Here is a 22592-nt window from a genome sequence, read left to right as displayed (position 1 = left end):
GCGGTGAAAGCTGCACGTTGGGTGTGGAGCAGGGGAAAAGATGGAGATAACTTCAAAGTTTTACCTATTGCTATAAAAAAGTAACCAAAAAGAATAAATCTCTAAGGTTACTTGAAACGTAAATAATATGTTTCAACTTAATTTTTTAATACTAAGTTATTTTGAGAAGTTTTTATAAACTTAAAGAACGAACGATAATCTGCTTTACAATAGATGGCTGTCGTCTCAAACGGACGCAACACTTGTTCAAGTGAATAATGGTATCTTCCAACTTCACTATAATCCACATTTTTGATTCCAGCAGATACCCCTAAAGCAACTTTACGATTCTTTAATTTATCTCCTTTTAAACCATAAGCCCATCCATAAAGGAAAACATCATCCATCTACTTTTTTAAGAGAGGAGGACAGTTGAACCAATATACAGGGAATTGGAAAACAAGGTTCTGGTGAGTTTCTATCAATTTTTGTTCCTTTTCCACATCTATGTTCTCATCAGGATATACCTTATACAATTCGTGCACAGTATATTTTTGTGGATATTTTTTTAATTCTTCTACCCATCGCTTATTAATAACAGATGTTTCTAAGCTTGGGTGTGTTATGATAACAAGAGTTTTCACTGTTTTTTCCTCCTTAAGCTGATTTCATTTTTATTGTAAAGTCCAAGCTAAAAATATGTAAGTACGCACTTTTATTACATGTACTTACATAAAGGTAAGTGTTAAAAATCAGTCATAAAAAATTTTTCTATAAGGAGGAACAGCAAACCTACTATCCATAAAGTAGAATAGCTGCATGCTCAGGTCACCATACGTAATGTGAACAGATTGTGTATTAAGTCATTAGTATTCAGTTTTAGAACGTGCTGTATTAATTTGGGAGAAATAATTTGTTTTATAATTGAAATCATATTTAGTTATTCCATTATAGGGCGCGATTCCTTCTTGAATTGGAATTGTGCCTTTTTCAGTAATAGGGCTATTATCTCGAAAAACTTATGTGCAAAAATAAAATTAATTTCTTTTTAACAGTTATAGCTTAATAGTGAAGTAAGTAGCCAAGATTTTTGTTGGGTTTTGAAGAATAATTCACTTCAATAAATAACTCGATATGCAACTTTTTAAAAATTTTTTTGATATTTAGAACAAGCTATGAATTTCCATGTTGTCGTTTTTTCATTGGCTGGCTAAAGAATGTACCTGCAATAACGAATAAAGCACCCACGTAATGGTAAACAGTAAGCATCTCATTTAAGAATATTGCCGATAAGATGTAACCGAAAATAGGTGTTAGAAATAAAAAATTATTCGCTCTAACAGCATCAAATTTAAGCAGGTAAAACCAAAGGATCATGGCAATAATAGAAGTCATAACAACCTGCCAAAAAAGTCCGCTCAAAAAATATGGATCAAACTGAATATAAAAATTCGGCTCTAATAAGAAAACAAAGGGGATTGCTATTAAACTGCCGAAAATAATTTGCCAGGTATTAACGACAATTTGAGGTAGATTCAGTTGTATTTTATTATAAAACACACTTCCAATGCCCATGGATAATACTCCTACTCCCAGAGTAATTAGCCCAAATAATGTGGCATTCAATGATTCTAAATAGGGAACAATAGCAATCATGATTCCAAATGCAGAAATGGCCATTCCTAGAATTTCTTTTTGTCCGATCTTTCTATGAAGAAAAATGGAGGAAAGAAAAGCTACAATAAATGGATTTATTGTAATAAATAAATTAAAAATTGTGGAATCCACATATGCAAGGGATAGGAACGAGCAGCCAACATAAAGAGTTGTATTTAAAATACCAAGTATAATTAAATTTGCCCATTCCGACCCTTTAGGATATCGATAGTTTCTGAAGATATATACGAACAAAAACAGTATAATTCCTGCACATAGCAATCGTACAGAAGCAAAAATCAATGGGCTGGCTGAAAAAAGACCTATCTTTGTTGCGATTGCTCCACTCGCCCAAATAAAAGCATAAAATATCCCAACTATATTTATTTTCATCATTCATCACCGCCTTTATGTAATATAACTTCAAGTATAAGTATTTGCATTCAATTAATAAAATTGATAATTTGAATTATATCCATCATGTTTTCTGATGGATTGAAAGGAGGAATTGGTTAATGGAAATACGCCACTTGAAAACTTTTAAAACGATAGTTGAAACTGGTGGATTTACAAAAGCTGCAGACAAACTAGGATATGCACAATCAACGATCACTTCACATATTAAATCCCTTGAAATTGAACTCGATCAACCACTTTTCGATAGAATCGGTAAACAAATCATTTTAACAGAAACCGGAAAACAACTATTACCCTATGCCAATAAAATGCTTCAACTTTATAAAGATATAAAAGAAGTTACTTGCGTAAATGGAGAGGTTGGTGGAGATATTGTTATTTCGGCACCTGAAGCATTATTGATTTATCGTTTTCCACCGATAATTAAAGAATTTAAGGATAAATATCCAAATGTAAATATTGAATGGCATCATTTAGATCCAATGAATTTTAAAGAAGAGTTAATTACTGGGAATGCAGATATCTCGTTTTTATTGGGGAATGAACTGAATGATGTAGACATACTGACAGAAAAACTTTGGAATGAACGGATGATGTTTTTGTATCCGAATGATTTTGATTGGAATAATACTTGTAGCAATTTACTTTACACAGAGAAGGGGTGCAGCTATCGTTTTCTGTTTGAACAGTATATTCAGGAATATAATATTCCTTCAAAATCGACAATTGAATTCTGGAGTATTGAGGCTATTAAACAATCAATAATCAGTGGACTTGGAATATCCATGCTTCCATACGTTACTGTGGAAAATGAGCTTAGTGAAAAAAAATTATCGGGGATGGAGTATCAAACCGGTGGTAAAATTGCTACTTATTTGATGTATCATAAGAACAAATGGTTGTCTCCTGCGGTCAAAGCGTTTATTGAAATGGTTAGAAAACATGTACAGGGATGACTGGAAAACCAGGTTGTTCAACGAAAGGGCGCATTTCTATAGGGATGACAGAACGTTATGGGTATGAACTTGAACCCGTGGACATTTCAGATGTGTTGTCTTTTGTGGAGAGTAGGGAAGAAGTATATGGTAATAAACAAAAAGTTAATTTGAGCATGTACGGTGATGCTGGAAAATGGCATGCAGATGCAGCTGTAAGCTATAAAGGGCGCGAATCTTATTAAAGTGAACAGCTTTGGCGCGCTGAAAAATATGTGAAAGAACTTGCTGAAGAACATGGTTTTTCATATGAAGGACTTAACCCTAATTTAACTAATGAAGACATGTACCTACAGTATCAAAACGACAACAGGAGAAGGATACATTCACAAACGACTTGAAAAATGAAATGACTCAACACAGTACAGAATTACAGGAAGTCATTGAAACGCAGTTAGTTGGTGATGTAAGTGATCAATCTTTCTGGCCGAATCTATAGAACAGCAATCAAAGAAAAGGACATTCGCTGACTATTGTGATGAAATGAAGAATCTTTTAAAGGAATGTCGTAAATATAATCACCCTAATGTCATTACAAAAGGTATCTTTAAAGACGGATCTAATCCATTTAAAAAACAATACCTTTCAATATTTTAATAATGTTCGACAGGCAACTTGGGGCCGGAACTAAATATTAATGAACTCATAAGAGGGCTATGGCCACTCATTTTAAACTTATATATATTGCAGTGATTATTTTTTGCCTTATAAAATTACCACTCTCAAAGGAAATTCAAACAAAACTTTATTATGGCTAGTAACTATATTGGATATATTGTAATTCTTTGGCCAGTCTTTTTAGGAATTATATATTTGTTACGAAGAAACCACATACCTCATGGAAAAGAAGATAAAAGGCAACAGCATTAGAAGTTAGGGAATGAGTCCAGTGCAATAACGAACTCATCTTACCCAAGCTGCCTAATGAAATAACCATGTCTAACTTTTAGAGGTAGGGGTCACTTCACGATGGTGGTCTTCTGCATTGGCTATCCGATTAACCCAGGCACCACTGCATAGAACAAAATGTAGTTGGCATCGTCTCCGTTGAATGTCTGGGAGTGGACTCCTTGATTTAATTCCGACTCACTTATAACGATGGTCCCAAGGTGGTCGTCCTCATCAATGTCGTCCTCATCGAAGAGAGACACTGTTGCCTCTCCGGCGATGGGCATAACTATGTTCAGGTCCAACGTCTGTCCAGTTTCGATGTCGATAGTGTCCCCGCCTTGTGGAAACATATGTCTGCCGTTGTAATGCATGTATATCTCATCTCTTCCATTATCTTCAGTTTCCAGGCATTGAAGCCTTAAAAACCTCACATCGCTGGGCATCTTGATTCCTCCTTTTATCTTCTTCATAATAATTCTGGATCGATCCAAACATAATTTACCCTAACTAAAATTTTTTATGTAAAAAATAATCATTATTTTTAAAACAGAAAAAATTGTTGATTTGAAATAAAGTTAAATCTTTTTGAAAACGTTTACTCTAAATAGATGATGAAATTTCAGTGGACTCCTAACAACTTATATCTTTTATATCCAGTAGTTCGACATTTGGCTTTAATAGTCTCAAGGAAAATTAGTAGTTAAACTTGCGAATTTCACGCTTACTTTTCCTGTGAATAGATAGTTTTACTATTTCCATCTAGCGTGCTCTCGTGATAATGATTAGAAGAATCTAACATATGTGGTTGGTTTGTCAAATTGAAAAATAAATAATAATAATTCTCAATTCAAATTTTAAGTTCTTTTTAGTAATATATAACATAAAATTTTTATAGTAGTTTGAAGAAAGGTACCAATTTGATGCATGAAATGTCATTAATGTACGAAATTATTCAGCTTGTTTCAGAGGATGCTAAATTAAGAGGTTTTCAAAAAGTGAAACAAATCCAAGTGATTGTTGGAGATTTATCTAATGTGTTGCCAGATGCGTTAGAATTGGCATTTTTGTTCTTATGTAAAGAAAGAGCCGGTCTTCTGAATGAAGAATCACAACTAACAATTATCCGTGAAAAGGCAATATCACAATGCCAAAACTGTTTATTTAAGTTTGAACCCGACTATCGTATCGCCCTTTGTCCAAAATGTAATTTACTTGATGGTCTGATTATTTCAGGAGAAAAATTTCAAGTCGAATTTTATGAAGGAAGTGATTAGTTTGAAAATAAAACTTCAAGAAGAAGTGTTAACCAATCTAAATACAGAGGCAACATTTAATCGAAATATGTTTAAAAAGAATAAAACACTAGTAATTAATTTAATGAGTTCACCCGGTGCAGGTAAAACAACCTTATTGGAAGAAACGGTTAAAAGACTTTCGGATGAGTTCAACATCGCTGTTATTGAAGGGGATTTAGCGACAGACCGAGATGCGGAAAGATTACGGTCTCTTGGGATCAAAACAGTTCAAATCAATACTGTAGGTGGCTGCCATTTAGATGCAAGAATGATTGCCAAGACTATCCCAGAATTCAACTTTGAATCGATTGATATACTTTTTATAGAGAACATTGGTAATTTAGTTTGTCCATCTGGTTATGATTTAGGACAGGATTACAAAGTTGTCGTTTTAAGCGTACCAGAAGGTAATGATAAAATCCCAAAATATCCTGTCATGTTTCGCAGAACAAATTTAACGATTATTAATAAAATTGATCTTTTACCATATGTAGCTTTCAACTTAGAAGAGGCAAAAAAAGATTTAGAACAAATTAATCCCAAGGCTCAATTAAAATTTTTATCTGCAAAGACAGGGGAAGGTATGGATGATTGGATTAATTGGATCAAGGATGGGTATCGTACATGTATCAAGCCTTAAATGTCGTTGTTAAAGGCAAAATACAAGGTGTAGGTTTTCGTCCTTTTGTTTATAATCTCTCTAAAAAGTACGATGTAAAAGGAAGTGTACAAAATAATCTAGGGAGCGTATCGATTATTATTGAAGGTGAAGAAGAAAGACTATACAAGATGATACATGAATTAAAGAAAAATTCACCAAAACTATCTAAAATAACAGATATAAAAATCCAAAAAATACCACACAACTATTATCAAGATTTCACTATTCTTCAAAGTGAAAAAGGGGAACAGCCTACGACTCTCGCTATTACTCCAGACGCTGCAATTTGTGAAGTATGTTATGAAGAAATGATGAATACACAAAATCGTCGTTTTCAATATCCATTTATTAATTGTACACAATGCGGTCCACGTTATACGATAATACATCATTTCCCATATGATCGTCCTTATACTAGTATGAATAAATTTCCAATGTGTTCAGATTGTCAAAATGAATATAATAATCCGAATGATCGTCGGTACCACGCACAACCAATTTGTTGCCCAAATTGCGGTCCGACATTGAAGCTTCTTAATAAAAAAGGGGAGCTATTAGCGGATAACCAACGTGCCTTACCCAAAACAGCAGAATTGTTGAAACTTGGAAAAATCATTTCCATTAAAGGAATAGGTGGGTATCATCTTGTTTGTGATGCCACCCAAGAAAGAGTAATCGATTTAATAAGGGATAGAAAAAAACGTCCACAAAAACCATTAGCTATGATGGTAAAATCACTAGAAGTTGCAAGAAAGTTTTGTCATATATCATCTGATGAGGCAGAATTATTATCGAGTTCTAAAAGGCCTATCGTTTTATTACAAAGAAATAAAGAAAATTTATTATCAAATAATATCGCCCCAGGCTTAACGAAGATTGGAATTATGTTACCCTATACACCTATTCACCATTTGTTATTTGAAAATCAAGAATTAGAGTGTCTAATCATGACAAGTGCAAATAGTTCCGGGCTTCCGATTTATTATAAAGATTCGGATTATGAGGGTTTGAGTCAACTTTGCGATTATATCTTAACGCATAATCGTGAAATTGCACATCCAATTGATGATTCAGTTATACAGCATAATGGACAGAATCCTGTATTGATGAGATATGCTAGAGGTTTCGCACCAGAGGTAATAGAGTCCAATATTAATGTTTCAAACATTATTGCTTTTGGTGGCAATCAAAAAAATGCATTTGCCATTGGGAGACAAAAGGATATCATACTAAGCCCACAAATTGGTGATTTAGATAATGAGGAAATGATGAACTGCTTTAACAAACAACTTCAATGTTTTAAAGAATGGTACGAGGTTGATGAAAAATATATAGCTGTTGATATGCATCCCTTATACGCAACAACTATACTGGCAAAACAATTGGAAAACAATATAATACCAATCCAACATCATCACGCACATCACGTATCTTGTATGACAGAACATAACCTCAATGAGCCGTGTTTCGGTATTATTTTAGATGGCACTGGTTACGGTGAGGACGGTCATATATGGGGGTTCGAATTTTTATACGGAAATGCAAAAAAAATCAGCAGGTTAGGTCATTTAAAATACACACCTTTACCTGGTGGTGAAAAGGCAGTAAAAGAACCGTGGCGAAACGCAGTTGGCATGATACTTTCATCTATAAAAGAAGAAGGAAATAAATTTGCTAGGCAACTTTTCCCTGAAAAATCAAATGAAATACATGTTTATGAACAAATGATCTTAAAACAGTTAAATACAACGTTGGCAGGAACTTGCGGACGTTTATTTGACGCAGTTAGTGCAATACTGGGCATTTGTACAAGTTCTACTTATGAAGGTGAAGCAGCAATCATGCTATCTGATTATATAACTCATAACACAATTAATAGAACAACAAAGGTATATCCTTTTCATATTATTGAAAAGGATCAAATGGAATTTGAACTTGATATGAGTGCTATGATACATCAAATAGTCATCGATAAATTAAAACAAAAACCTCTAATCCCAATCATCTATAAATTCCATCAAACGATTGTTGAAAGTTGCGTTAAAATGATCTCAAAAATTGTTGAAAAATTTCCTCACTTAAATAGAAATATAGTCCTTTCAGGTGGTTCCTTCCAAAATAACTATTTATTAACCGAAATAACCCATATGCTTCACATGGAAGGGTTTCAAGTATACACACATCAAAAGATTCCATGTCATGATGGCGGCTTAGCTATCGGACAACTTTTGATTGCTGCTCATAAAATTACAGAAAAAAATGGTTAGGAGAGACTTGAAACGATGTGTTTAGGGGTACCTGCTAAAGTAATAAAAATACAAGATGAAAAGGCACTGGTGGATGTAATGGGATCAAGGATGTTTGTTGGAATCATATTTGTGCCAGAAGTTCAACTAAATGATTATGTTTTGTTACATGCTGGACAAGCCATGACCATAGTTGATGAGAAGTTCGCAAAAGAGAGTATGGAAGAATGGAGGAATTTAATGAATGGAGCAACTGACGAATCTATCTAATCCGATTATTCTACGAAAATCATTAGAAGCGGTCATTCAACTAGCCGAGCGATATAAGGAAGAAAAAGGTAGAATTCCGGTATTCATGGAAGTGTGTGGTTCACATACTATGGCTTTTGCAAAAACGGGTATTAAAATGACACTGAAAAACCATGTTCGTTTAATTGCAGGTCCAGGATGTCCAGTTTGTGTAACAGATCAAAAATCCATAGATACCATGATTGAATTATCAAAAGATACAAATCACATACTTTGCACATTTGGTGATATGATGCGTATCCCTGGATCTAAGTTTTCTTTAATGGATGCAAAAACAGAAGGCAAGGATATAAGAGTTGTGTACTCGCCGCTAGACAGTATTAAAATTGCAGAGGAGAATCCAGTTAGAGAAGTCATTTTTTTAGGCATTGGTTTTGAAACGACGATACCTATTCTCACAGCCGCTATTCAGGAAGCGGAAAAGAAAAGGTTAACAAATTATACTATTTGGATGACAACAAAATTAGTGGAGCCTGTATTAAGGACTCTACTTAATTCTAAAGAAATTAATATAGATGGTTTTTTATTACCTGGCCATGTTTCTGTAGTGACAGGAAAAAATAGTTTTGATTTTTTAGTAGAAGATTATCATGTTCCTGGTGTTATAACTGGTTTTGAACCAGTTGAATTGTTAAGAGGGATATATAAACTTTTACAGCAATTATTAAACGAAAAAATTGAAATTATTAATGACTATCCATATATGGTGAAAAATGAGGGGAATGTCGTCGCAAAAAAGTTAATGGAAAAATATTTAGATTACTACGATGAAGCATGGCGTGGTATGGGGGTAATTCAGAACAGTGGTTTTACTTTAAAACATAAATACGAGAAATATGATGCAAAGAAGAAGTTTCATGTATCTGTTAGTGAACCGAGAAAAACAAAATGCCGATGTGGTGAAATTATTCAAGGAGTAATTACTCCTGAGGAATGTGTACTATTTAATAAAGGTTGTACACCAATATTTCCTATTGGTCCTTGTATGGTTTCGACAGAGGGTACGTGTGCAGCACATTACCAATACATGAGGGAGGAGTAATTTGGTCCAACGAATTAGTTTAACACATGGAGAAGGTGGAGAATTAACTCATCGGTTAATCAAAGATGTTTTTATTAAGTCTTTTGGAAACCTTCAGCACACTCAACTTGATGCTGCAATAATCAAAGGGAGTTCTTCGAAATTAGCAGTTACAACAGATAGTTACGTTGTGAAACCTTTATTTTTCCCTGGTGGAGATATTGGAAAGCTTGCTATTACAGGAACAGTCAATGATTTAGCAGTAAGTGGTGCGACACCTCAAGCTATTACGACAGGTTTTATTCTTGAAGAAGGATTTCCATTAAGGCAATTAAAACTCATAGTTGAGAGTATGGCCAAGGAAGCAAAAAATGCAGGTGTGTCAATCATAGCTGGTGACACGAAAGTAGTAGAAAAGGGAAGTATTGATGGGTTATTTATTAACACGACTGGTATTGGGTTTGTTAAAGAGACAAATCAATTGCGTCCAGAAGATATAAGAGTGGGAGACACGGTGATAGTAAGTGGAACAGTTGGAGACCATGGAATTGCTATCGTATCTGCACGTGAGGAATTGGGATTGATGACAGATGTTCAAAGTGACTGTGCTTCATTAAATCATTTGATACTGGATCTTTTAGAAAAAGTGGAAGGGATTCGTGTAATGCGAGATCCTACACGTGGTGGTATGTTAACTGCACTTGTCGAACTATGTGAAGAGTTTCATTGTACAATTGAATTAGAAGAAAGTTTAATTCCTGTTCGGCAAGAGGTAGAGGGCGCATGTGATATTTTAGGTTTTGATCCACTCTATCTTGCGAATGAAGGTAAAGTATTGATGATTGTGGACAAAAATCAAAAAGATATCGTTTTAGATATCCTACTAAATCATGAATTAGGAAAAGATGCAAAAGTGATTGGCCAAATTATAGAATGTCAAAAAGAAGAAGGAAAAGTGTTATTAAAAACACCTATCGGTTCTACAAGACGTTTATTTCGTCTTTCAGGATTACTTTTACCTAGAATTTGTTAATCTAAATAAAAATGAAGCATAAAATGTATGTAATCTCTCTAATTAGGAGGATAACATGCAAAACATCGAGATGCTTAGATGGCAGTTAAACAGTCTTGTTTCGCAAGTACGACAAGATATTTTTACGCTCTCTACAATTAATCCATCAATAACACCTCAAATTCTTCAAAGGTTATGGGATACAATTTCAAGTATACATTTGATTAGTGAATTACTTGCCAATCAAGCTTTAAATTGTTACCCGCCACTACATGGTAATTCACAAATAATTCCTGTAAACAATACTCCTATAAACACTCAAGTGCCACCTATTACAACACCTCAACCAAATCAATCGATTTCCCAAATAAACGGACGCATTTTTACCATCGAAGAATTAGCAAACTTTGATGGTAAAAATGGAAGGGCTGCCTATCTAGCTGTAAACGGAATTGTTTATGATGTTACTAATAACAGAGCGTGGGCTGCTGCAACCCACTTTGGCTTACTTGCAGGTAAAGAATATTCACAAGAATTTGCTTCATGTCATGCTGGTCAACAATCAATTCTAGACACATTACCGCAAGTGGGGAGGTTAGTATAATGACAATATCAATTTTACCACCAGAAGATTTAAGTAATGGAGCCATTTCAGCAAGGTTAACGTCAAATGCGTTAAATAATATTAACAATGGACTGATTCAGAAAAAGAATCTTGTTTATTTAGAACTAAATGGTTGTTCAGGGAATATCATTTCTTTGTTAAACGGTCAAAATCCAGACTTTGAATACACCTTTACATCAATGGTCAATATTCTATACAGTAATTCACTAATGGTTTCTGAAGGGGAAAAAGCTATTGAAAAGTTAATGAACGCATTAGAAGGAGATTACATTTTAGCCGTTGAAGGTGCAGTAGCATTAAAAAATAACGGTCTTTACAATATCATTGGTAGTTGGAAAGGAAAACAGTTAACAGGACTAGAGGCAGTCAAAATGCTAGGTGAAAAAGCATCGCACATTTTAGCAGTTGGTGCATGTGCTACGCATGGTGGGGTGTCGGCAGCAAAACCAAACCCATCTGAATCAGTAGGCATAAACAAAGTTCTAACAAATAAAAAAATAATCATGTTACCTGGTTGTCCTGTGCATCCAGATTGGTTTTTAGGGACGTTAGCGCATCTTTTATTGTATGGCGAGCCAGATACAGATAACCTAAACCGTCCATTGATGTTTTATAGTACGCTTATCCATGATCGTTGCCCAAGAAGACCGTTTTTTGACCGGGGAATTTTCGCAGATAAATTAAGCGATAAAACCTGTCTATTCAAACTTGGTTGCCGTGGCCCAGTGACGAGAACGGATTGTCCGACAAGGCAATGGAACGGGCATGTAAATTGGCCAATTGGGGATGATACACCTTGCATTGGGTGTGCGCAATTTGGTTTTCCAGATGCGATGGCTCCTTTCATTAGCTATGACACAACGAGAGTGGTAAAAGATGAATAAAAGAATTGTCATAAATCCTTTAACACGTATTAGTGGTTTTTTAGAAATTGACGTTCGGATTGAAAACAATATAGTTGTGGATGCGAAAACAAAAGGAAACTTATTTCGAGGATTTGAACAAATGTTAGTAGGCAGAAGTCCATTTGATGCGGTTTATTTTACACAAAGAATATGTGGCATTTGTTCTGCAGCACATTCTATGGCTTCCTCACTCGCTTTAGAAAATGCACTGAAGATTGAACCTGTGGAACAAGGGCGATATTTACGGGACATCATTCATTGCTGTGAGTTTTTACAAAATCATATTCGTCATTTTTATCAATATACTGTTCCTGATTTTGTGAAATTGGACCAAAATACGCTCTTAGAAACGGATCATAACGATTTTCGACTAGCAAAAGCTATCAACGATCGGATTGCACAGCATTATTTAGATTCACTAGCTATCAGTCGTTCTGCTCATCAAATGTTAGCGGTATTAGGAGGGAAAGCGCCACATAATCATGGTGTGTTTATCGGTGGTATAACCACAAAAGCGACAGCTGAGAAGGTAGTACTCATTGATTCACTATTACAAAAAATTATTGAGTTTATTGACGATAAAATGATTCCTGACGTTTATGATATTGCTCATTATTACCCCGAATATTTTAAACTAGGTGGAGGGTACAGTAACTTACTATCTTATGGTTCATTTCATGATTATAAAGAGCTAGGAACACTTTATACGAATCCACTTGTATTAACAAAAAAAGGCCTAGAAGTGTTTGACGAAAATAAAATCGAAGAAAAAGTAGATTACTCTTATTATAAGTTGTCAGTGAACACTGACAAACGAGATCAAGTTGTTCCAGAACCAGACATGGATAAAAAAGAGGCATATTCTTGGGTAAAGGCACCACGATACAATGGTCTTCCTTTTGAAGTAGGTCCATTAGCAAGACTAATTTTAAGTGGAAATTATATAAATCGTATTTCAGCGATGGACCGTACAATTGCAAGAGCAATAGAAGCAAAGAAGATTGCAGAGATTATGAAAATACTACTCAAACAGATTATTCCAGGTGTGGAAATGCAACAAAAATATGAACTCCCTTTATCAGCATCTGGTAGAGGATTAGTAGATACTACAAGAGGGGCGTTAGGGCATTGGCTTGAGATTAAAAATCAGAAAATTTCCTTCTATCAAATTATAACGCCATCTACGTGGGATTTTTCAACTCGAGATGAAAATGGATATAGAGGGGTAGCGGAAGAAGCATTAATTGGGACACCGATAGCCAATCCTGATGAACCTGTGGAGATTGGCAGAATACTACGTTCTTTTGATCCGTGCATGTCATGTGCAACACATGTATACAGTCCCGGAAAAAAAGTAAAAACTATACAGGTGTTCTGATGGAAAAAGTTATCGTACTTGGTATAGGGAATCGTTTAATGATGGATGATGGGATTGGTATTTATTTAGTGGAAGAATTGATGAAAGATGAGAGTGTACAAAATATCCAGTATATTATTGGGGAGTCAGACATCGACTATTGTATTCAACAAATTGAACATGCGACTTTTGTTATTATAATAGATTGTACTATTATAGGTGGGCAACCAGGAGATGTAACAATTCATTCACTAGATAATCTTGTTGTATCCCGATCATTCGACTTTTCGATTCATAATCTTCATTTATTTCAAGTATTGTATCAATTGAGAAATCAAATCAAAGGTTTTCTAATTGGGGTTGAGCCATATAAAATTTCATTTAACTTTGGATTAAGCAGAGTCATAGAAAATAAAAGAAATAAAATAGAAGAAAAAGTGAAAGAAGTGATTAAACAGTTAATCAACTGACATGATTATTTTTAAAAAAGGGAACTTATTTATAGTAATGAAGCAGTCAAGAAACACACGGTAATTAGAGCAACTTACAGGGTGGCTATTACTTGGAATGCTAATTAAAGTTTTTAAGACGAAGAGGAAAAGACATTTTTTAATATCGTTTATAGTTCACTATCAATAAATAACATTGAGACCACTCTATTAATGGTGGTCTCAATGTTATTTATTAAAGTGTAAAAGGCGACTTTGGTCGACCAAAAAGCGAACAACATTTTTCACCACCACCAATTAATAACGCTAGAGTGTGGAATATTTAACGAAATTTAAAAAGTGACTATTCCACACCCTATCAATTACTTTATTCATGGTCAATACAATTATCATTAACGTAGCGTATTCCCTTAGTATTAATTAATGAATGTGAATTACGCTGTTTACAAGTTGAGAAATCAAAAGAACAGAGATTGATGGATGATTACCGTGTTCTTATCACATTTTTTCTAGCTTGTGTCAAATGTGACATAAAACACCCCATAAATGTAAGCTTGGTGTAGTGCCTTCATCAGACATGATTTGACCACCGAGATTGTATTGAGTAAACCAGAAGTATGACTCTTTTAATGTATTTGGGTTTCCAGAGAGGTTAACAATGAAATAGATAATCTGTTTCAATGATTATGAGTTAAAATGTACAGATACAACATTAATAGATCATCCAATAAAAAGTAAACTGAACCCAAAATGAACTACACCCTGAATTTTAGATTCTAGCTATCATCGGGGTGTAATTTTTAAGGTTAGAATGCATCAAAAACCAATGGGATCACAATCCCTGTGGATGAAGAGTCTTAAGGTTTAGAGACTAGTTATTAATCTCATTTGTATTTATTATCTCATTATGAATATTTTGATCCTACTTATATGCTGCTGGGGCACAAACTATTAAAAAACCTGGTATATAACAATGTAATGTGTATTAAAAAGGACCTCGGCAACGTACCGAAGTCAACTAACAGCTTTTTAAGGTGGAAAACGGTTAATCTGCCTATTTTATAGGTTCCGTTGTGGGGCTAATTTTTTAAGTTAATCTTTATAATCGTTAAATGTGTATTCTGAGCCAGTGGGACAATCATATTAATTGATGACTCCATGTCCCACGATTTCTACTTCAAACTTAGGTCTAATATTTATATTAGGGTATTTTTCCTCCCACTTTATTTGTTTCCATGTTTTAGGGTGATATGCAATCAATTCTCTCCCTATTCCGAATAGATCAGAATTGGAGGCTTGGAGTTTTTTTACTAATTTTTCTGCTTTAGCAGTCAAGTCCTTTGATAATAGAGTATTGAGTTGCTGTATCTTTTCTTCATTGGATAACTTATCCTCCGGAAACTCTAAAATGTTTACATCTACTTTCACATTAATTTCTACTTTAATATTTTCGGGTGAGGCGGATAGGACAGCTAAGTTGGAATTTACTTTGCTAAAGTTATACGAAATGTAGTTCTGAATTCTTAGTTCCTTATCATCTCTGATTTCTGAAACGAATCGAGCAACCTTTTTTTTCTGATTAGACATGATAAGAAATAAGGTAGACTCTTCCAAAGTTAGAGAACCCACTAATTCGTGTTTATGAAATAATCCTGTGCCAGCTAAAATCACCTCGTCATCCTTTAATGAAATTAAGGGTAATGCAAAGTCTTTCCCTGGATCAAACATATTTGTCCTAATGGATTGAACATTAAGTTTTGGAATTTGCGTTGATTTCTCTGCACTAGATAACAATTCAATGATGAATTCTGCGATGAGTGTATTTTTTTGTGTCATCTTTTTCAATATATCTTCAGCATTTCCCTCTGTAACAACGATATTAGCTGAGACAGAGCTATTTGGATCACGATAAAAGATGTCTAAGAATTGATAAATGTCTTTTTGAGCTAATTCCTCTCCCAATAAGAATAAACGATTTTTAGTCGGATCAAAATCGCCAGATAGTTTATTGTCCATATCTATTCTGGTTTCGCGAATGGTGTTCCCTTCTCCTTGAATTATGAAATTAGTCGGAACCCCATTCTTCATATCGCGAACAATGGCCGTCGTTTTAATTTTTTCATCTTGTTCTAAATCAAATGCAGAGGCATATACCAATCTTCCTTCTTTAAGAAGTCTCTGATCCCAACACCCTGCTAAGCAAAATACATTCACTACAATTATTACCCAAATCATACATTTTTTTATCATTCTCCTAAGCCCTTTCACTCTTTCTGAATAAAAGAGAGATTCCAAATAAGAATAAAGGAATTATCAGTAACGTGACATACGACATTATAATGACAGCTTTATTCATTAAATCAATTTCCGACTCTTTATTAGGAATTATAGAGACCCCACTCGCTATGATACCTATTAAGAAGATAAATACTGTGCGTCTTTTTTTTGAAAAAGTGATTGAACACCCTTCGGTAGCTAAAAAAATGTAGCTTGTTAATGAAGTAATGACATTGATAACCCAAAGAGAGATGAACAAGAGATCAATCCTCTCAACAATTTGTAGATATAATGATTTTACATAATATAATACGGGTTGTGGGATACTTAACAACTCCTCTGGACTAAAAATCACCACTGTGACTACTGTTAGGAAGGTGTATAACAATGTTACACAAAGATTAGCTATAGATGCTGAGAATAAAATCTTTTTTTCTCCTATATGTTGAAAGTATGGGTATAGAATGAGTAATAACTCAAATCCAAGCATTGAAAAGTAAGCTTCCTTGGCCCCTTTAAGAATATTTCCAAATCCAGAATGCCCAATAGGAAATAAAAACCTCCACTCTGCTGGATAAGTTAACATAACAATAAAGGAAATAATAATCAATAAGATGATGAGGGAGGAAACCATAACAAAAAAATTGCTGATTTCTGACACAGTTCCTTTTCCTATATAAATAGCAGTTAGTGTTAGAAGCACTATCACAATCCATCTGGGGGTAAGAGGTAAAACCCACATTTTAATGATGGCAGATGAGTACATCAATACGAGGCTAGCGACCATTACCGCATAAATAATATAAACAATGTTTATGCTGTTTCCCGCAACTTTTCCAACTAATTGGGTAGAATAGTGAAACAGTGACTTAGAAGGAAATCTCCTTCCAAGACCCCAAATCATTAGAATTAAAATTTGAATTACAATCCCTGAAACCAAGACCGACATCCAGCTGTCTTGCTTTGACTTAGAAAAAACATCAGATGGTAAACCAAGTATACCTACTCCAATTTGTGCCTGCATAATTAAAAATGTTAACTGAAAGGTAGTCAAAGTGGTTAGATTAGTCAGACTTTTCATCTTTTTTCCATCCTCTTGCGTGAGACGTCTTCCAGCGGTTTTGGGTGTTCAGATCTTTCGGTCTTACCTTCATCGACCATATAGGGCCTCTAATAATTGTATCTTTTAAAGCAGAAAAATCAAAAGGTGCCAAAGGGTATAGATACGGATGACTTAATGATTTTAGTTTACACATATGAATCAATATAATTGTCAAGCCAATAACAATTCCAAACACTCCAAACAGTGCTGCCCCTATCATGAGAGGAAATCCCAATATCCGACTAGAAGTACTTAATTCATTTGATGGAATGACAAATGAAGAAATTGCCGTGATGGCCACCACAATGACCATAGTGTTGGATACGAAATTAGCTTCTACAACAGCCGTTCCAATGACGAGTCCCCCTACAATCCCTATAGTTTGTGCAATCGGGTTAGGTAGCCTGATGGCTGCTTCCCGAAGAAGCTCAAGTGTTAATTGCATAATTGCCGCCTCTATTAAGGGAGGGAAGGGGACGAACTCCAAAGAGCCCTTAATAGAAAACACAATTTCAATTGGAATAATTTCGTAGTTGAAAGAAATTAAAGCAATGTAAAAAGCAGGGAGACATACCGTTGTGATGAAACTAAAAATTCTAATCATTCTAAAAAAAGAGCTAATTGTGGTTCTGGAATTGTAGTCCTCAGCCGTTTGAAAGAAACTAAAAAATGTGACTGGAAAAATCAATGCTGTTGGACTACCATCCATAATAAGTGCGACTCTTCCTTCCGTCAGATTGGACACAACACGGTCAACTCGCTCAGTATTTAGAAATTGTGGAAAAGGTGAATAAGTATTGTCTTGAATATATTCTTCAAATCCACCTGGTGCCTGAATAGAATCAGTCTGGATATAACTGATTCGATTTTCAATTTTTTTCAAGATTTCGGGATCTGTTATATCATATAAATAGATCAAAGCATATTTGGAATTTGATGTCTCACCAATAGTGGAAAGTGTAATCGTAAGTTTTGAACTAGAGATCCTTTCACGAATGAATTGAATGTTTTCCGAAATATTTTCTCCAAAACCTTGATGTGAACCTCTAATGATTCTTTCATTTTCTGGTTCTATTCTACCAGAATGCTCGTTAGGAAAAGGAACCAGCAACAGGGTATCTGATAAATCTTCCATGATGACACAATAGCCTTCGGGGATCATTTCAATTGCAATGTCAAGGTTTGTTGTCGTCACTAACTTTGCGCTCGTGATCACATGTTTAAGGTCATTTAAAGTTGAGTCAATTAACGGTTTTATGATATTAGTTTCCAAGCTTGTTTTATCAGTAAGAGAATCTAAAAAAAAGATTTTGATTAATTTTTCATTCATTTTTAACTCTCTTATAAATAAATCATCTGTGTGATGTAATCCATCTTGGATGTACTTTTCTTTCTGTATGATAGTGGAAATGACTCCTTGATCTAAACCCATTTTCTCATTCTGAATCTTTTTAGTATCTTGATTTTCATTACTCATTGATAAAACACCTTCTACTGTAGGGTATAAATAAAGATTTCCCAATAAGAGCATTCTTATACATTTATAAAGTAAGCTGCATTATAAATGATTAATCTAAAAAGCTTCTACAACTTTTTAAGTTTTATCTATGTTAAAAGTATTCATTAAGATAATTGTATTACTACGTCAACAATTAAATTTAAACTTAACTTGTATTTTTGAAGAAGCAATAAATTATGTCTTCTGAAAAACTTGCAAAAATAGCACTAAGTGCAAGGTTACAGAGAAATATGGTACTTCATAGTATAGAAATAGCATGCCTGCGATTGGAAAGCACATGAAATTATCGAGCACAACAATCTTTAGAAATCAGAACAATATCTTGAAAAAGTGAAGAAGTAGCCCATTGGGTACTTCTTTTTAATACATAATTATACAATCAGGAGGCCTATTAGTTAATGAATTTAACTATATAGGTGTGTTGTTGGAACATAACATAAATTTAAGTCTTCCTATCCAAAAAATGAGGTACTTTTCTTTAAAAATCGAAGGTATAGGGGATTCACAAAAATAAATTGCCTCTGGTGACACAATACAAAAAGATGTTGATAAAAAGTAGGAACCGAACCAAATTAAACTAGTTTATTAATGAAGAGCAAATTATATTGTGAGTCCCTAGTCAATTGCATTTCATAAAAATTATGGAGAGAGGGAGAACTTAGTTAAGTGTTAAGGATTTGATGGTCTAGCTTTGTCCTTCAAACTGATGTATAAGGAGCCATTCGTTTGAATCTGTGCAAAATAGACATCTTTTGCTTTTTTAACTTTTTCATTAGCCAATCTTCTGTCAAATCAAGTTCCACTAGGGTTTTCGTAAATAAGCTGGCCAACTGAAATTACTTCTGTTGGTAGGTTGGTGGTGATACACCTGCTTTCACGTCCTGTTTCGTCGCAACCTGTTCAGAAGTTTTTTGTAAAACACTAAGTTTACCATCTGTCTCAAGTTATGCATATTGTACATCTTGTACAGAGAAAATAGCTTGTTCGCGTAACATCAATCTCCATGGTTCCCTAAAGTTCCCTAACTTCTAATGCTGTTGGCTTTTATCTTCACTTCCATGAGGTATGTGGTTTCTTCGTAATAAAAATATAATTCCTAAAAAGACTGGCCAAAGAATTACAATATATCCAATATAGTTACTAGCCATAATAAGTTTTGTTTGAATTTCCTTTGAGAGTGGTAATTTTATAAGGCAAAAAATAATCACTGCAATATATATAAGTTTATATTTACTTCGCTTTACTAAAAGTGAATCTAGTCCTTTTTTTGCACACCATACATAAGCACCAACCGTTGATAAAATTAGAAATACCCACATTGTAATGCCAATAATATCGATTCTTTCTACAAAAGACAGTTCCCCTGCTTTAAATAAATTTAAAACGGAAAATTCTACGTTTTTCAATTGCCATTCTGAATAGTACATTATACTTATAGCAGTTGTAAAAAAGAATAAGAGTATACTTATCCAAATTCCTATCAAAGAATCGCGAAATGCTTTTTTCTGATTTATAATGTAAGGAAAGTAAAACATGATTAGTTCATAACCTAGAATAGAAAGGTAGCCTTCTTTAAAAGCAGTAAGAAATTCTTTAATATTGAAATTAAATAATGGAAATAAATGACTTATATTCCCTTTTTCAATAGCCCAATGTAAAAAATAAAATAAAGCAATTGATAAAAAGAAGGCAAATATGCTAAATCTTGCAATAGATTTTATACCTCCATTAACAATGTAAACAAGAATTAATAAAAAACAAATAACTGGTAAAGTAATTGTTTGCTCTTGTAGTGCTGAACTTTGTATAAGATGCATATAATCACTTATTATTCCTGCGCTAAAAACAATGAATTGAATAATAAGAAATAGGTTAATTATCTTACCAAAAGATTTTCCTAACAAAACTTCATTTATACGAAATAAATTATCATTTGGGAACTTTGAACAAAGCCAAATTATCTGCCATAAATTCACACTTGCAATAATCCCAAATAAAAGTGGCATAAATGCCTGACTATATCCCATTGAACTAAGGTTCTGTGGTAAAGTAAGGATACTTGTGCCCATCATTATATTTTGCCCTAATATGATAACATGGTAGCGATTCAATATTTTTGCATTATTATTTGCGCACAAACGTAGTTCACCCATTTTCGGTTTATAGTCAACAATGGTAATCATTTTTAATAATGAATGCTTAGATTTTTTTGAATATATCTTATATAGTATTTGAATACTTATTCGAATACGCCATTTCTTAAAATAGTAAAGGCAATATGTACATTTACTTTCATATTTTTATACTTCTTTTGTTAGTTTTGATTGTCTCACAGTTCTTCTATATTTTCCCCAAAATCCAAAAATATCTGACTCTAACTCTTGAATACGATCAATTACTCTAGATATTTCATTTTTAAGTTTCTTTTCAATGTTCTTTTCTAGTGCAGTCACACTTTTCTTCTTGTCCGATATCGTAACCTATTAATGAAGTTAACCCCACTTTATCTAGGGATATTAGACCGTACACGAATAAAAATAACATGAAATAAAATCTTCTAATCGGCAATTCTTTACTCCCTATCCTTTTTCTTCTCATTATTTTGTTCTATCTAAGAGGAGTTTATACTATCCAAGAATGATACAAGCATTAAGTTACTTATATTGCATAGAACATCTTTATAATGTTAATAATTTACTTGTGTACAATTTAAAAATCAGGAGAAAAATGCCGATGATTAGAGTATTTTTATTAATTTCCCCTTTTACTCTTTTTCTACTTACAGGCTGTTGGGATATTACTGAACCACAGAAAATGTACTATGTCTATGGAGTCGGGGTAGATTATATAGATAATCAGTATGTAATTTATTTACAGTTCATTAACTTCTCCAATGTTGCGAAATCTGAAAAAACCAGTCCTGATGCCACCCTATCTGAAATTGCACATGCTAAAGGAAAAACTATTGAAGAAGCTATTTATAAATTATATCTATCAGCTGACCAAGAAATTTATTGGGGGCATATGACTTATTTACTATTATCTGAGGATGCTTTAAAAAGTGAACTTGCTAATTCGGTATCTAGACACTTTCACAAGATTTAGGGAGACAAGATATCAAATTTACGTACATTGTACATCGGACTTTATTGAAGAAATTCTTCTAGTTACCCCTATATTAAATAAGCCACTTGATAATTCAAAATTAAGCACCCCCTTGAACACAAATACATTAGAGGCATTTACAAAACCAGTTGATTTAAGAAAATTAATTATAGGGTTGATGAACCAAGTATGAGGTAGCTTTATCATTGGTTTCTATCAATAAAAATTGGGTATCTGAAAAAGAGAATCCCTCAACCGAAACAGCCATAAATGGTGTCTGCGTAATTTCAAAAGATGGATTTAAAGGTGCTATAACTAATAATCTTGTTGGTGGGAATCGCTGGATGACAGGTCAGGATTCAACATACAACCCCATCCTCTCGATAAGAACTTTCGTTTGTATTATTTCAGAACACGCCTTTGCGTTTTGACAAGTATTAATTTGTGGAAATAAAAAAGCTTAGACTCAAATTAATGAGTATCTGGGCAATATTAAAAAATACTTTACTAAAAATATGATTTTTGTGGATCGTCTTTATGTTCTTTTTTACGAGACTCTTCAGACGAATCCATTTCCTTTTCATCATTATCTTTTCCACATCCAAACAATAATCCCGTACAAAGTATTAATGTAAGTGCGCTAAAAACAATTTTTTTCATTTATTCACCTCATTTATATTACTTCATTGAAGACTTCTAATAGGTTTAGTGTTGTGAATTCGAATTATACCTCACAATAATCGGTTTTAATTCCAGGTTTTTGCTATTAGG

22 protein-coding genes and 1 pseudogene are annotated in these 22592 nt (G+C 33.8%); 14 read left to right on the top strand and 9 right to left on the bottom strand.

Features of this window, described 5'->3' with window-relative positions; genetic code table 11:
- Positions 1–176 precede the first annotated feature (176 nt).
- Positions 177–623, bottom strand: a pseudogene (locus ACP3VS_RS20400) (NAD(P)H-dependent oxidoreductase); the annotation flags it as partial.
- 529 nt (positions 624–1152) lie between these two features.
- Entirely contained in the window at positions 1153–2031 is an 879-nt protein-coding gene (locus ACP3VS_RS20395; RefSeq protein WP_426389787.1) for a DMT family transporter, read from the bottom strand.
- A 119-nt stretch (positions 2032–2150) separates the two neighbouring features.
- Between ACP3VS_RS20395 and ACP3VS_RS20390 the strand changes: the two genes are divergently transcribed.
- A complete protein-coding gene (locus ACP3VS_RS20390) occupies positions 2151–3008 on the top strand; it encodes a LysR family transcriptional regulator (protein WP_197224046.1) in 858 nt (285 codons plus the stop codon).
- Positions 3005–3232 carry a hypothetical protein gene (locus ACP3VS_RS20385; protein WP_426389785.1) on the top strand — a complete coding sequence of 76 codons (228 nt, stop codon included), beginning with the start codon at positions 3005–3007 and terminating at the stop codon, positions 3230–3232. The genes ACP3VS_RS20390 and ACP3VS_RS20385 overlap by 4 nt, the downstream gene beginning before the upstream one ends.
- A gap of 804 nt (positions 3233–4036) precedes the next feature.
- Here the strand turns inward: ACP3VS_RS20385 and ACP3VS_RS20380 are convergent.
- Positions 4037–4381: a hypothetical protein gene (locus ACP3VS_RS20380; protein WP_197224044.1), complete on the bottom strand. Its 345-nt coding sequence runs from the start codon at positions 4379–4381 to the stop codon at positions 4037–4039.
- Positions 4382–4858: 477 nt separating this feature from the next.
- Here ACP3VS_RS20380 and ACP3VS_RS20375 point away from each other — a divergent pair, with 477 nt between their 5' ends.
- Genes ACP3VS_RS20375 through ACP3VS_RS20330 form a run of 10 tightly spaced genes read left to right on the top strand, consistent with a single transcriptional unit; the run spans position 4859 to position 13839 of the window.
- On the top strand, positions 4859–5212 hold the full coding sequence (locus tag ACP3VS_RS20375; RefSeq protein WP_197224063.1) for a hydrogenase maturation nickel metallochaperone HypA: 354 nt from the start codon (positions 4859–4861) through the stop codon (positions 5210–5212).
- Position 5213: 1 nt separating this feature from the next.
- Positions 5214–5873 carry a hydrogenase nickel incorporation protein HypB gene (gene hypB, locus ACP3VS_RS20370; protein ID WP_197224043.1) on the top strand — a complete coding sequence of 220 codons (660 nt, stop codon included), beginning with the start codon at positions 5214–5216 and terminating at the stop codon, positions 5871–5873.
- Complete coding sequence (gene hypF / locus ACP3VS_RS20365) at positions 5858–8161, top strand: carbamoyltransferase HypF (RefSeq protein ID WP_197224042.1); 2304 nt, start codon at positions 5858–5860, stop codon at positions 8159–8161. The genes hypB and hypF overlap by 16 nt, the downstream gene beginning before the upstream one ends.
- A gap of 15 nt (positions 8162–8176) precedes the next feature.
- The gene (locus ACP3VS_RS20360; RefSeq protein WP_197224041.1) at positions 8177–8410 is read left to right on the top strand and encodes a HypC/HybG/HupF family hydrogenase formation chaperone; all 234 of its coding nucleotides are present in this window, start codon (positions 8177–8179) and stop codon (positions 8408–8410) included.
- A complete protein-coding gene (gene hypD / locus ACP3VS_RS20355) occupies positions 8385–9491 on the top strand; it encodes a hydrogenase formation protein HypD (RefSeq protein ID WP_197224040.1) in 1107 nt (368 codons plus the stop codon). Before ACP3VS_RS20360 ends, hypD begins: the two co-directional genes overlap by 26 nt.
- A 1-nt stretch (position 9492) precedes the next feature.
- Positions 9493–10503, top strand: a complete 1011-nt coding sequence (hypE, locus tag ACP3VS_RS20350) for a hydrogenase expression/formation protein HypE (RefSeq protein WP_197224039.1) — start codon at positions 9493–9495, stop codon at positions 10501–10503.
- Between the two features lie 55 nt (positions 10504–10558).
- A complete protein-coding gene (locus tag ACP3VS_RS20345) occupies positions 10559–11086 on the top strand; it encodes a cytochrome b5 domain-containing protein (protein ID WP_197224038.1) in 528 nt (175 codons plus the stop codon).
- Positions 11086–11991 (top strand): hydrogenase small subunit, encoded by a 906-nt coding sequence (locus tag ACP3VS_RS20340; protein ID WP_197224037.1) that lies wholly within the window; start codon positions 11086–11088, stop codon positions 11989–11991. The genes ACP3VS_RS20345 and ACP3VS_RS20340 overlap by 1 nt, the downstream gene beginning before the upstream one ends.
- Positions 11984–13390: a nickel-dependent hydrogenase large subunit gene (locus ACP3VS_RS20335; RefSeq protein WP_197224036.1), complete on the top strand. Its 1407-nt coding sequence runs from the start codon at positions 11984–11986 to the stop codon at positions 13388–13390. Before ACP3VS_RS20340 ends, ACP3VS_RS20335 begins: the two co-directional genes overlap by 8 nt.
- Positions 13390–13839, top strand: a complete 450-nt coding sequence (locus ACP3VS_RS20330) for a hydrogenase maturation protease (RefSeq protein WP_426389782.1) — start codon at positions 13390–13392, stop codon at positions 13837–13839. The genes ACP3VS_RS20335 and ACP3VS_RS20330 overlap by 1 nt, the downstream gene beginning before the upstream one ends.
- A 1122-nt stretch (positions 13840–14961) precedes the next feature.
- On the opposite strand, the gene ACP3VS_RS20325 is transcribed toward ACP3VS_RS20330, so the two are convergent.
- From ACP3VS_RS20325 to ACP3VS_RS20305, 5 genes are all read right to left on the bottom strand, one after another.
- A complete protein-coding gene (locus ACP3VS_RS20325; protein WP_197224034.1) occupies positions 14962–16068 on the bottom strand; it encodes a Ger(x)C family spore germination protein in 1107 nt (368 codons plus the stop codon).
- 4 nt (positions 16069–16072) lie between these two features.
- Positions 16073–17176, bottom strand: coding sequence for a GerAB/ArcD/ProY family transporter (locus tag ACP3VS_RS20320; RefSeq protein ID WP_197224033.1), 1104 nt, complete (start codon positions 17174–17176; stop codon positions 16073–16075).
- Positions 17160–18674 carry a spore germination protein gene (locus ACP3VS_RS20315; protein WP_426389780.1) on the bottom strand — a complete coding sequence of 505 codons (1515 nt, stop codon included), beginning with the start codon at positions 18672–18674 and terminating at the stop codon, positions 17160–17162. Before ACP3VS_RS20315 ends, ACP3VS_RS20320 begins: the two co-directional genes overlap by 17 nt.
- A gap of 1070 nt (positions 18675–19744) precedes the next feature.
- Positions 19745–20854 (bottom strand): GerAB/ArcD/ProY family transporter, encoded by a 1110-nt coding sequence (locus ACP3VS_RS20310; RefSeq protein WP_426389778.1) that lies wholly within the window; start codon positions 20852–20854, stop codon positions 19745–19747.
- Between the two features lie 162 nt (positions 20855–21016).
- Positions 21017–21169: a Ger(x)C family spore germination C-terminal domain-containing protein gene (locus tag ACP3VS_RS20305; RefSeq protein WP_426389776.1), complete on the bottom strand. Its 153-nt coding sequence runs from the start codon at positions 21167–21169 to the stop codon at positions 21017–21019.
- Positions 21170–21449: 280 nt separating this feature from the next.
- Here ACP3VS_RS20305 and ACP3VS_RS20300 point away from each other — a divergent pair, with 280 nt between their 5' ends.
- Positions 21450–21821 (top strand): hypothetical protein, encoded by a 372-nt coding sequence (locus ACP3VS_RS20300; protein WP_426389774.1) that lies wholly within the window; start codon positions 21450–21452, stop codon positions 21819–21821.
- Positions 21822–22027: 206 nt separating this feature from the next.
- Positions 22028–22252 (top strand): hypothetical protein, encoded by a 225-nt coding sequence (locus ACP3VS_RS20295; protein WP_426389772.1) that lies wholly within the window; start codon positions 22028–22030, stop codon positions 22250–22252.
- Between the two features lie 76 nt (positions 22253–22328).
- Here ACP3VS_RS20295 and ACP3VS_RS20290 read toward each other — a convergent pair whose 3' ends face one another.
- Positions 22329–22481 (bottom strand): hypothetical protein, encoded by a 153-nt coding sequence (locus ACP3VS_RS20290; RefSeq protein WP_012294237.1) that lies wholly within the window; start codon positions 22479–22481, stop codon positions 22329–22331.
- Positions 22482–22592: the final 111 nt, after the last annotated feature.

The sequence above is a fragment of the Lysinibacillus sp. VIII_CA genome (assembly GCF_049943995.1).
Taxonomy (GTDB): domain Bacteria; phylum Bacillota; class Bacilli; order Bacillales_A; family Planococcaceae; genus Lysinibacillus; species Lysinibacillus pinottii.
The sequence above is the reverse complement of the archived record's forward strand: the minus strand, read 5'-3'. Positions and strand labels throughout refer to the sequence as shown.